Source organism: Dyella sp. NPDC103356, from assembly GCF_055584465.1.
The window spans coordinates 178998-191170 of the sequence record NZ_JBVJLZ010000003.1 but is presented as its reverse complement, the minus strand read 5'-3'; the positions used below and the strand labels follow the sequence as shown (position 1 = coordinate 191170).

Below are 12173 nucleotides of genomic sequence, written 5' to 3'. Positions count from 1 at the left end.
GGGGCGGGAAGCTCCATCCGCGACTAGTGCTTGCCCGCCGCCACAGCGTCTGCATGCAACTTGAGTATCCGTCGCAGTTCGAGAATGGCGGCTGACGTCTCCTGCACGCTATGCCATGCCGGTATCGCCAACTCGGAGTCGGCGCCGTCCAGGTGTGCGCTCCGATACGGCACCACGCCATCGCTGGAGTCGACCAGTGGGCCGTTGGGCTTATACACGCCGACGATCGTGTGGTAATGCACCGCCGGCGAGATGGGCAGATCCGCAGCCGCCTTGACGAAGGGATCGCTGTCACTGAGGTTGTCGATGCTGGTGGGAATGCGTGCAGGCGTACCGTCGGGCGTATCGTTCTTGAGCAAGTCGGAGAAACTGGCGACTTCCTTGATCACATTGACGGGCAGTCGAATCAGGTTGACGATCAGGCGCGCAAGGCGATATTTCGCCACTGGCGTGCCTCGATGCGGGGAGGCCATGAATACCGCGCGTGTGACCTGCGGCATCGGCTTAAATTGCAGATAGGGGGCTAGACGCTGGCGCAGCCGCGCCTGCTTGGCGGGAGACAGATCGGAGCGGGTCGGGATGACGTTCCACAAGTGATCGCCGCTGGAGGACACCAGCAGTCGCGCGATCACGCCGCCCATGCTGTGTCCCACGAGTACGACGTTGTTCGATGCGCGCGCCTTGCCGCCCGGATCGAAATGCCGGAACGTGGCGTCGAGCGCCTTGCGAATGCCGGCAAGGTTGACCGCGATCGGCGCATTGGTGGGGTAGTAGACCTCCCACACCTGGTAGTTCTTGCGCAACGCCTCATCACCCATGACCTCGTTGGCCACATTGATCCAGGCCTCGGGGCTGCTCGCCAGGCCGTGCAGCATGACGACGGTAAGCCGGTTCGGATCATAGGGCTGCATCAGCAGCACGCGCGGCGTCGTGATGCCGCCTTCCCTGCCAAGCAGGGAACGGATCGACTGGCTGGCGAAGCCGGATCGGGCCAGCCAGATGCCATACGGGGCCGTGAAATCCGCGGCGAGCGGGACCGAGCGGCCGCCGACGGCAATCGTGTCGTCGCTGTAGGGATTCCTGGCCATGAGTTGGATGCGCCGGGTTGCCAATACCGCATCCAGCGTCGTGCCATCGAACACCAGGGCACCGGTGGCCGGCACATACTCCGGTTCCCGCCACGGGATGTCGTCATTGGCGGTGACGGGCGGTGTGACGGCCACGAACTCGGTGCCGAAGCCGTCGCGTCGATAGACGTTGCGCACGCCGTTGAACCGCAATGTCGAGGCGGGGATCAATTCCGATGGCGCGTTAACACCGCCGGCCAGGCGCAGGTCGGCCTGAGGCGGCAAAAAGGTCCAGTTGGCCAGTGAAGCCTGCGTCCACCCCGGTGCAAGGTGCGGCAATTCCTGGAAGAGTCGTGCAATGGCGCGCTGGGCGGAAAAATTGTAGAAGCCGATGACCTGTACCTGGCGCAACTCGAATACGCGGTCTTCAGGGCGGCGCTGCGTATAAAAAAGATACGCATAGGCATAACGCGACGCCTGCAGGAACGCATCCAGGGTCGAGTCGTCCATCTCGGCGTCCTTGTCGGCGCGATCGTTACGAATCGCCTTGCCCAGCCAGAGTTCGGAGAGCGCGGAAAGCCGTTGTTCGTCGTTGAGCCCTGCCGACGCCTTTACCGTATCCACGCAGGCGTCGAAAGTCTTTGCGCAGGTATCCGGGTTGAGTGCGACCACATTGAGCGACTGCAGGGTCTGGTCGCTGACCCGACCGGTAGCGATCACATCGTTGCGTTGGCCGCTGATGTATTCGTGTGATTTGACGCGACTCACCCCGACCATCGCGCATGCGCTCAGGCATAGCGACATCGCGAGGACAACGTATCGTGCGATCCAGGTCCTCGATCCAGGTGTCATGGAGCCCTATGCCGATGTATTCGGGGAGTGGGCGGATTCTAAGCCAATCATGCATTGCCTTGATGTCTTCAACATTGCACCCTTGTCAGGGGCGTCCACACACCGCGGGAAAGAGACGATGAGCATAGGGCGGAGGATGGGCAGGGCGGCGCTGGCGGGCCTGGTGGTGCTTGTCACGGTACTGTCCGGGCTATGGGGCGCCCTGGCGCTCTGGTATCAACTGCCCCTGGGGTCGGTCATGCGAACCGTGGCGGCCGCCGTCTGGCTGATCGGCGCGATTGCGCTGCTGGTGTTCGCCGCTATCCAGCGCAGCTGGCTGCCGCTGGCGGCTTATGGTCTGGCCTATCTTGTTCTGCTGGGATGGTGGGCGACGATCAAGCCGTCCAACGACCGGGTCTGGTCCGACGACGTAGCGCAGCTACTCAGCGGCACGGTGCAAGGCAGCCAGGTCACGCTGCAGCATGTGCGCAACTTTACCTGGCGTACGGACGACGACTATGACGTTCATTGGGAAGCGCGCCAGTACGATCTGGAACATCTGGTGTCGGCCGATGCAGTGCTGTCGTACTGGGGAAGTCCGGCGATCGCGCACGCGATGATTTCCTTCGGCTTCGACGACGGACGGCATGTGGTCTTTTCCGTCGAGATTCGCAAGGAGCGTGGGGAGAGCTATTCGCCGATAGGCGGGTTCTTCCGCCAGTTCGAAACGATTCTTGTCGCAGCCGACGAGCGCGACATCATCCGCGTGCGAACCAATGTGCGCGGCGAAGACGATTACCTGTATCCATTGCAGATGGACAAGCAGGCGATGCATGCGCTTTTTCTATCGTATGTGCAGGCGGCCAACGAACTGGTCGGCACACCGACGTTCTACAACACCTTGACGTCCAACTGCACCACGATCGTCTACCGCATGGCCAGGCAGATCAGCACGGATCTGCCGCGAGACTATCGTTTGCTGTTGACCGGCTATCTTCCCGAGTATTTCCATGACGTGGGTGTCGTGGATCGGAGTATCTCGGTCGATCAGCTCCGTCAGCGTAGCCGGATCACCGAGCTGGCCAGGCGCAGCGGTCCGGCGGATGATTTTTCAAAAGCGATTCGCGCGCGCGCAGAGTGATCCGTACCGATGCATCTACGGCGGCGTCAGGTGTAGTTCTGCTTTTTTTGAATATTTGTCATCGAATAATTTCGTGATTAAAATCAAATATTTAAAATAAATTCTAAAGAACTGTTTGCGGTGTGCGAGGAGAATTCGCCTACGGAACGCGGGGTTATTCTCCTTCACTCGAAAGACCCGCGTCCGTAGGTCGGTAGCTACCGACTTTCATTCCCACAGGATTGATTGGATGAATCTGAAGCTTCTCTCTTCCGCACTGCTGGCTGCGGCGCTGGCTGCGCCGTCCGCGTTTGCCGCCGATGGCATCATTACCTTCAATGGCGCGATTACTACGACATCGTGCCTCATCAATGGCGCTGCGCCCGGCGCGCCGGCATCGAGCTTCACCGTTACCATGCCGACCGTGAACACGTCTTCGATGCCAAACATCAGCGATACCGCCGGCGCGACGGGCTTTCGCATTCGGATCGGCGGTGCTGGTGACACCAACTGCACCAACGGTACGAGGGTGTACGCTCACTTCGAGCCTGGTCCGACCGTGGATCCCACGACGGGATCGCTGATTCTGCAGGGCGCAGGCGCTGCGGCCGGCGTGCAGATCGAGTTGGCCAATAAGCTCGGCAGCAAGATCGACATCTTCAATGATCAGGGCAGCTCGCAGATCAAGGAAGTTGTCGCAAACAATGAGGCGACGCTTGCGTACATCTCGCGTTACGTGCGTACCGGCGCCGTTACGGCCGGTCCGGCGAACAGCTCTGTGATGTACACGGTCAGCTACGAAGCTGCGCCGTCGCCGTAAACGCGCCGCCAAGCGTCTTTACTCGGGTGGCCGGCCCATTCGGCGGCCTCCCTTTTGCAAAGCATCGATCATCTTCCTGATGTTGGATATTGTGTCGTGAAAAAAAGGAAGATCGCACTTAAGTGCGTGATGGCATTGATCTCGGGGTTTTTCATTGCCAATCAGCCGGCGAACGCGGGCGTGGTGCTTAACGGTACGCGATTCATCTATGCCTATCAACTCGCGGCTTGGCGACTGCGCGGGCACCTGCACGAGGACAGGGGAGACATCTGGACCCGTGTCGCCAACTACCACTCGCGGACGCCTCGTTTCAACGAGCGGTATCGCGCACAGTTAATGCGCAGGGCATATGACTGGGAACAGTGGCTGAGTGCGCAATTTCCCGTTCGCATCGTCAACGAGATTGCCAAGGCTGCCGAGTAGCGGCAACGGCCAAGCCAGCTAATCGTTCAATCATTTGAGAAAACAAGCATGAGTCATCCCTTTTTCTTCAGGCGTCATCGCATGGCGCTCGTGTTGCTGGCATCCACTGCGTTCCAGATCGCCCCCGCCTGGGCAGGCTGTTCGATCGCCAGGACGCAACAATTTCCGATTCAGCGAAGCAGCGCTCTGATTGTGGGAAGCGGAGTTCAGGTGGGGGAGGTTGTTTCGGAGAGCGTGGTCAGCGGGCCCAATCTAACGCAGCTGATCTGTTTTCCGGGGGATGCGCGCTTCTACAGCGGATTGATGGCGTCCGCGCCAAGCGATCCATCCGTGATCCCGTTGAAAGTGAATGGGCGGGATTCCGGGTTTGGCGCACGCTTTGCCATCAAGGAAACGGGCGATCCTGATTTTCAGGTCTTGCCCATCGACCGGCGCCAGACATTCACGGTTCAAACCACGATCAATGGCAACGCCCAGCTACGCTACCAGCTTGTACGACTGCCTGGACCTATCCAGTACGGCCAATTTGAGCGGGGAGTGCTGGCGCAATCCGTCGTCACGCTGGCGGACAACGTCAGGCGTGGCGCGTACCGCACCATAAGTATGGATAACCTGACCATCGCGCGGCCAAGCTGTTCGATCACCAACGACTCGCTGACTCAGTCGGTATCGCTGGGCACGCATGCCATCGGCAGCATGCCACGAGTCGGCGACGGGTCTCCCTGGCGTCCTTTCCGGCTGGTCATGAAGGAGTGCGACGATCCGCAACATGTCATTGCAGATATCACTTTCGGCAAGAGCTCTGACGCCGATCGAACCAATGGCTCTTTGTTCTCGCTCGACGCCAATAGCGCGCAGGGCGTGGGCATCGAAATAGAAGGTCCCGCAAATGTCGCCGTTGTACCCGGGAGGATGACATCGTTGCCCGCGGTCGGTACTGGGCAGGACTTTGGTTTCCGTGCGCGCTATCAACGTACGACAGCAGCAGCCAGGGCGGGTACGGCGAACAAGGCGCTGACGGTCACGGTAGAGTTCCGTTGAATCTTCGCCGCGGTTTGAGGGTAAGCGGCGGCTGCGCCATATTCGCCCTGGTGCTGACCTGGTCGGTGCTCGGCGTGGGCTATCTGACCGGCATGCGCCTGAACTTCACCGGTAGCTTGCCCAAGGGCCTGTACTGGACGACGGATGCGCCGGTGGGCCGAGGCAGCTACGTCATGTTCTGCTCTCCGCCGGAGAACGCGTTCGCGGAGGCTGCCGCCCGTCGTTATTTCTCGCCGGGCCATTGTCCTGCCGGGTATCGCCCACTGCTCAAGCGCGTGGCCGGAGTTTCCGGGGATAGGGTGGCAGTGGCCCAAGACGGAGTACGCGTCAATCGACGTCTCCTGCCCTGGAGTAGGCCGCTGGATGCTGACCTGGGCCAACGGCCGCTGCCGCACCTTGCCGGCAAGGATTTTCTGCTTGGTCCGGACCAACTTTGGGTGATGTCCGATACGCAGCCTTATTCTTTCGATAGCCGTTATTTCGGGCCGATCGAGCGCGGTTGGATTCGAGCGATCGTGCGTCCGGTGGTGACCTGGGGCCCGGGTGGCATGTTCGGCCCGCCCGCGATCGACCCTGCTGTTGCCCCGTTGAGGATTTTTTCAATCCGATGAACAGCTTGGGATACCCATGCGGATCCCCGGGCGTTCGCCCACAAAGCCCGTCTGCCGTCCAGTCTATATTCGTGAGACGGCCTGCCCGTATCATGACGGGCCAAACCATCCCGGCCGCAAAAGCCCCTCAAGCTGCGGCCGGCTCACAGAGGACATCCATCCATGGCACGTGGCATCAACAAGGTCATTATCGTCGGCAACCTGGGCGCCGATCCGGAAACCCGCTACACCGGCAACGGCACTGCGATCACCAGCATCCGCATCGCCACGTCCGAGTCGTGGACCGACAAGCAGAGCGGCGAAAAGCAGGAACGCACCGAGTGGCATCGCGTCAAGCTGTTCGGCCGTCTGGCCGAGATTGCCGGCGAATACCTGAAGAAAGGCCGTCAGGTCTACATCGAAGGCTCGCTGCGTACTGACAAGTACACCGACAAGGACGGCGTCGAGCGTTTCAGCACCGACATCATCGCCGCCGAAATGCAGATGCTTGGCGGTAACGCCGGCGAAGGCGGTGGCACGGGTGGTGGTGGCGGTGGTGGCGGTGGTGGAAACTATCAGCGCTCGCAGGGCGGCGGTGGCGGCGGTCAGCGCCAGGGCGGCGGAAACTACGGTGGCAATCAGCGTGGTGGCGGTGGCGGCGACTACGGCAATCAGCGCGGCGGCAACGATGCACCGCGTAGCGCGCCGGCACCGGCTGACAATAGCTTCGATGACGACGATATTCCGTTCTGATGCATACCTGAGACACACAAGGTAGATTTTCAAACAAAGCCCCTGATCCTTCAGGGGCTTTGTGTTTGCAAAACACGCTTGTTCGCCTTCCCGGCCGGGTGCTGGTCAGAACAGGTCGGCCGTAATGGTGAAGTTGAAGTTGCGCGCCGGAATGGTCCAGTACAGCGGCGTGCTATCCGCGGCCGTGGTGCCGGCCAGCGCATTGATGGACGTGTTGTTGAACAGGTTGTTGAGCTGTACGCCGATCTTGATATCCCTGACGTCACTGATGTGTGGATCGAACCGGTAGCTGGCCGCCAAGTTGGTGATCGCATAGCCGCCGATCGGCGTGTCGTCGGTATTGTTGGCCGTGTAATAGGTCTTGCCGACAAATTTGTCGATCAGCGACGCATACACCGACCCATTGCTATAGATGACGCCCAGCGCGGCGGTCTTGTGCGGAGTATTCGCGTTCCACAGATTGTCGGTGGTCTGGATGGCGCGGTTGAGCGAACCGTTGGCGTAGACGCTGAAACCGCCACCCAGCATGTAGGTGCCTTCGAGCTCCAGGCCTTTGTAATGCACGCCACCGCCGTTGTAGTACTCCGTGATGCCGCCAACATGTTGGCTCTGCACGAAGTTGTTGAAGTTGATCTTGTAGACGTCGCCGGACAGCGTCAGGCGGTCGCTGCTCCAGGTGGTGCCAAGCTGGATATTGGTGGTCTTTTCCGGTTGCACGATGCTGTCGGAAGCTGCCGGATTGGGGACATAGAACAGATTGAGATTCGGCGCCAGGAAACCCTTGGCCCATTGCACATAGGCCGTCCAGTTTGAGTTGAACGCGTAGTGGAATGCGGCCGAGGGCAGGGTGGCGTTCCAGTCCTTGGAGTAGTTCAGCGGGGTCTCCGTCTTCTGGTTGACCGGTGCGTCGATGGTGCGCTTGAAGTAGTTGTACTTCACGCCGCCGACAAAGTAGGCGTTGTCGGTAATGTTCCATTGGTATTCGACAAACGGCTGGATGGTGACCAGCGTGTTATTCATGATGCGATCGGCCGAGGCCAATGCCAGCGAAGGCGCGCCCGGTGCAATCACGGGGTTCAGTGCATCGAGCGTGTCGTCGAATTCATACAGCCAGCGCAGATCGGCCTGATGGTCGTACCACACGCCGGTGCGCACTTCGCCCGGTCCGAGGTCTTTGCTCAGGCGGAAGATGTCGCCCCACGAACGGTTGGTGTTGCGCATGTGCTGGCCGGGGACGTTGTCCGGCGCATAGACGGTTCCGTTGGGTGTTTCGCCATTGGGATCTTCGCCATTGAAGCCGAAATGGTTGTAGCCGTAGGTATAGGCCTTGTTGTCGATCGTCCAGCCGGCAAACTCCGAGTGCAGGCCGATGTAACCCAGATTGGTGTTGATCTTGTCCTGGTTATACCGGTAGTAGGCCTGGCTGGTCGGGTCGTTATTCAGCGCATAGTTCGAGCCGAACTGCGCTATTTGCGCCTTGGTGGCGCCGAACGGAACATACTGGTTGAGTTTGTTCCACAGGGCGGCGAAGGTCAGCGTGGTGTTGTCGCCCAACGGCTGCACGATCTTCGCAAACACGCTTTGGCGGCGCTGGCCGGCATTGGTCAGGTAGCCGTCCGAGTCGCTGTTCTGCACGTTGATGACGGCGCTGGTGCCGCTGTTGGTGAAGTGGCCGGTATTGATGCGAGCGCCCTCCACGGCAGTTTCCCAGCTACCGAGGCTGAAGTATGGGCTGATACCGAACTCGTTGCGCGGATCGAGCGTATCGACCGCAATCGTGCCGCCGAACGTGGCATTGCCAAGCGTGCCGGCCGTACCAGGGCCACGATCGACCAGCACGCTGCTGGTTTCCTGGCTGGTGAAATAGGACGTGGAGTGATGCGTGAAGTCGTTGGAATCCATCCACGGGATGCCATCGAATGTCACGTTGTATTGACCATCCTGGAAGCCGCGTATGGACACCACGGGTGCTTCCATCAAGCCGGAGCCATTGGGCGTTACGGCATATACGCTCGGTGCGATGGAGGCAACGTCCGCGTAGTCGCCCGTCGGCGCAATATTCTCCTGAATATACGTGCTGCCGATAATTGACTGCGGCTGTGTGGCGATCGTGGAACCCTGGGTCGGTGCAATATCGGTGACCGCCGAATTCGCCGTCACTTGCATGCCGGCCAGTGTTTTGGCGTTGGTTGATGAGTTGTTGTCGTGTGAATTATGCGAGGGAGTTGAGCCACTCGCCGTAGCGCTGCCGTTGTTGATCACATCCTGTGCCGAAGTCGGGTCAGCCATGGCCATGGCAACGCACAAAGCGAGATAAGCCGGCGCACAGCGGCGCAACGCGTGATTCGATCGTGTCATTGTTTTTCCGGTGTTGGCGGGGTGTGGAAGGGCCGACACCGTAGGGGTGCTATATGACGTTTGGATAACAAAAAGATTAATTGGCCACTTTTAAAGTGCGAAAGATAATGCGCTAAGTTTAAACTAAGTCTTGCCTTATTTATGCCATGAAAAACTCGATTATTTAATAATATTAATATTAATGTAAGGAGATGCTAAGGGGCGAGCAAGCCAATCATGATAAATAATGGAGTTTTTTCATCGTGCAGATGAAAATTAATTGATCCGCAATTTTTTGGTGCGATTGCGCGGCGCGGATGGGCCCTTGCGCGCGGGTGCACGGTCCAGATATCCAGATAGGCATGCCGGAACACCCCTTGTGACGCATACAACGCCCGGCGACTCTTGGTGCTCCTCGCGCGCATCCCGAACGATGGGCCATCGACATGGCGGGCGTGCTTTAGAAAATTTTGACGCGCGGCGCACATTGTCCTGAAGCCTGCCGCCGGGGCGTCATCGCCGGTTCGACTCATCGGCGCGGCGATGAGTGCTTCGGGTGGCGTGTCGATCTTCCAGCGAAGAACGACGCCTCCGAGCGACCGTTCGTTCGGCTTCCCGTCATGCCCTTTTTAGACGCGATGAACGGGAAATCGAGTTGGCCACGCCACGTCGCGTAGCTCGATATTTTGCCCCTCAGAATAGATGACGCCTCGTATTCAACCTGCTATAAAGCTACATACGAATATTTGTATGACAAATAGCTGCATGGCCGCTGGTGAAACGGCACACGCGGCGCCCGGTGAGTCGAAGGGCAGCGCAATGTCATTGATAACGGTTCTTATTTTGGAACAGAGCCAGCTGACTTGATTCCGCCACGTACCTCGCCTCGAGGCTATCCCGCCATGGGGAACGCACCCGAAAGGAAACACAGCGAATGGTGAAACTCGGAACTGTACGCAGTTTGCATCATCAGGTGATCCAGGAGCTGGGGCGGTTAATCGTCAGCGGTGAACTGGAGCCGGGTAAAAGCCTGCCTCGCGAGGAAATCCTGGCCGAACGCATGAGTGTCAGCCGCACCGCGTTACGTGAGGCGATGAAGGTGCTTTCAGCGAAAGGACTGATCGAATCGCGCCAGAAGACGGGCACGCGCGTACGCGAAGAGACGTACTGGAACCAGCTCGACTCGGATGTGCTGGCCTGGCGTTGTGCCTCGATGCCTACCGAAAGCTTCGTCGACAAACTGGTGGAGATGCGCGAGATCATCGAGCCGGCTGCCGCGGTCAATGCCGCGCGGCGGCGCAGCGACGAACAACTGGAGGCCATCGCAAACGCTTACCAGGCCATGGCTGCCGCCGAGGATCTCGAGGCCTGGACCACCGCCGACCTGGCTTTTCACGAAGCGGTGTTGCACGCGACGAACAACGAATTGCTTACGTCGCTGTTCTCGGTGATCGAGACGGCACTGGGTACCTATTTTGTGCTGTCGGCGCGTAACTCGGCCAATTTCAAGAACGCGTTACCGCAGCATTTCAAGGTCTACGAGGCGATTCGTCGCCGCCAGCCGGAAGTGGCTCGCCAGGCGATGATCAAGATGGTTTCCGACTCGCGCAGCAATATCAAGAAGCAGCAGACGGAACGTGCGGCCAAGGCCGCTTCCGCGGCAAGTGCAACGTAAGTCGCTCCCGCAAACCAGCAATGCTCGGCTAGTTTGTAGGAGCGACTTCGCAGAACCTCGGAAACTTCAACAAACCTCAGTTTTTCCTATCGTCATTCCGGCGTAGGCCGGAACCCAGTGGTATCGGTTTTTAGTTTTCGCGATGGAGCTGCCTCTTGCAGGCTCTCGCGACAACCGATCGCAAAGCCACTGGGTTCCGGCCTGCGCCGGAATGACGAGTAGGAAGGAGTTTTTCGAGGTTCCCTTCAATCGTGGAAAGCCGCGACTTTACCGAGCCGCGGCTATAAGATCCCTCGACGTCCTTATTGCCCGATGCGATACATCACGGTCGCATGCGGCGCCAGATCCGTCTTGATCGAGCCATCACCCTTCGTCTGGGTGTGTGCCCACAGATCCCGTACGTTGTAGCTCTGGCCGGCTTTCAGGCCCAGCTCGCTGGCTTCAACGGTGACGCCATGCGCCGCATCGGTTTCATTGAACACGGCGACAGCACGGCTGCCATCCTTGAGTGGCTTGACGATGACGTGAATGCCGCCCGCGTCGCGCACCTGATGGCCCTGGACGCCGAGCGCATCCTGGTCTACTGCAATGACATCCTTGTTGAGCAGGATCTGCAACGCATCGGGCTTGATCGTGCGCAGATCCGTACCGATCAGCAGCGGTGCCGCCATGATCGACCACAGGCTGAAATGACTACGGTATTCGACGTCGGTCATGCCGCCATTGCCCACTTCGAGCATGTCCGGGTCGTTCCAATGGCCAAGGCTTGCATAGCGGTCCAGCACCACGTTTTCCTTGAAGTTTTTCAACATCGAGGCGTAGCTGTCGCTGATGTCTCCGGTGGTGCGCCACGAGCCGGCATCGACTGGCGGCTTGCCGGCCCACAGCCAAGGCTTGTTCTCACCCCATTCGCACATGCTGAAGAAAATCTGCCGGCCGCTTCCGCGCAGCGCCTCCGCCATGGCGGTATAGCGTTTATGGGCATCGACTTTCTGGTTGTTGCAGTTGTCGTACTTGAGGTAGTCCACGTCCCAGGAGGCGAAGGTCGCCGCGTCGTCCTTCTCGTGGTCAAGGCCGCCGGGAAAGCCACGGTTTTCCTTCAACGGCTCGCACGTGGAAACGCCGGCACTGGAATACAGGCCGAACTTCAGTCCGTGCTGATGGATATAGGCGGCAAGCGCCTTGATGCCGCTGGGGAAACGCTTGGGATTGGGCTGCAGGTGCCCGTCCTTGTCGCGCTGCCAGTTCGCCCAGCAGTCGTCGATATTGACGTACTGATAACCCGCATCGCGCAAACCGAGGCTGATGAACTTGTCAGCGACGCCGCGAATCATCGCCTCGTCGAACTCGTCGCGACAGTGGGTGGAATTCCAGTTGTTGAAACCCATCTGCGGCAATGCAGGCGCGCCCGCGTCCGCGTGTGCCGGCATGGCAGTCACCGCAGTGGCAGCAACGAATGCGAATGAAACTGCCGTACGCAACAAGCTCGGAATGGAATCTTTCATCGATGTTCCCC

At 59.4% G+C, this 12173-nt stretch carries 10 protein-coding genes; 7 read left to right on the top strand and 3 right to left on the bottom strand.

Translation table 11 applies throughout. From position 1 onward, the window contains the following. Window positions 1-23: 23 nt before the first annotated feature. Window positions 24-1844, bottom strand: coding sequence for an esterase/lipase family protein (locus tag ACZ6WW_RS07695; RefSeq protein WP_465274040.1), 1821 nt, complete (start codon window positions 1842-1844; stop codon window positions 24-26). A gap of 193 nt (window positions 1845-2037) precedes the next feature. On the opposite strand from ACZ6WW_RS07695, the gene ACZ6WW_RS07690 reads away from it, so the two are divergent. The 6 genes from ACZ6WW_RS07690 to ssb all read left to right on the top strand — a co-directional run bounded on the left by ACZ6WW_RS07690 (window position 2038) and on the right by ssb (window position 6645). Continuing rightward, the gene (locus tag ACZ6WW_RS07690) at window positions 2038-3039 is read left to right on the top strand and encodes an Lnb N-terminal periplasmic domain-containing protein (protein WP_465273687.1); all 1002 of its coding nucleotides are present in this window, start codon (window positions 2038-2040) and stop codon (window positions 3037-3039) included. Between the two features lie 229 nt (window positions 3040-3268). Beyond that, window positions 3269-3838, top strand: coding sequence for a fimbrial protein (locus ACZ6WW_RS07685; RefSeq protein WP_465273686.1), 570 nt, complete (start codon window positions 3269-3271; stop codon window positions 3836-3838). A 96-nt stretch (window positions 3839-3934) separates the two neighbouring features. Beyond that, the gene (locus ACZ6WW_RS07680; protein ID WP_465274057.1) at window positions 3935-4261 is read left to right on the top strand and encodes a hypothetical protein; all 327 of its coding nucleotides are present in this window, start codon (window positions 3935-3937) and stop codon (window positions 4259-4261) included. A gap of 48 nt (window positions 4262-4309) precedes the next feature. Beyond that, window positions 4310-5302 (top strand): fimbrial protein, encoded by a 993-nt coding sequence (locus ACZ6WW_RS07675; protein ID WP_281850288.1) that lies wholly within the window; start codon window positions 4310-4312, stop codon window positions 5300-5302. Further along, the gene (gene traF / locus ACZ6WW_RS07670) at window positions 5299-5913 is read left to right on the top strand and encodes a conjugative transfer signal peptidase TraF (RefSeq protein ID WP_465273685.1); all 615 of its coding nucleotides are present in this window, start codon (window positions 5299-5301) and stop codon (window positions 5911-5913) included. The genes ACZ6WW_RS07675 and traF overlap by 4 nt, the downstream gene beginning before the upstream one ends. A 162-nt stretch (window positions 5914-6075) precedes the next feature. Beyond that, entirely contained in the window at window positions 6076-6645 is a 570-nt protein-coding gene (gene ssb / locus ACZ6WW_RS07665) for a single-stranded DNA-binding protein (protein ID WP_465273684.1), read from the top strand. 105 nt (window positions 6646-6750) lie between these two features. Here the strand turns inward: ssb and ACZ6WW_RS07660 are convergent, their stop codons facing one another. After that, complete coding sequence (locus ACZ6WW_RS07660; RefSeq protein WP_465273683.1) at window positions 6751-9003, bottom strand: TonB-dependent receptor; 2253 nt, start codon at window positions 9001-9003, stop codon at window positions 6751-6753. A gap of 913 nt (window positions 9004-9916) precedes the next feature. On the opposite strand from ACZ6WW_RS07660, the gene ACZ6WW_RS07655 reads away from it, so the two are divergent. Further along, a complete protein-coding gene (locus tag ACZ6WW_RS07655) occupies window positions 9917-10657 on the top strand; it encodes a FadR/GntR family transcriptional regulator (RefSeq protein WP_465273682.1) in 741 nt (246 codons plus the stop codon). A 302-nt stretch (window positions 10658-10959) separates the two neighbouring features. Here the strand turns inward: ACZ6WW_RS07655 and ACZ6WW_RS07650 are convergent, their stop codons facing one another. Next, window positions 10960-12162 (bottom strand): glycoside hydrolase family 27 protein, encoded by a 1203-nt coding sequence (locus ACZ6WW_RS07650; protein WP_465273681.1) that lies wholly within the window; start codon window positions 12160-12162, stop codon window positions 10960-10962. Window positions 12163-12173 lie beyond the last annotated feature (11 nt).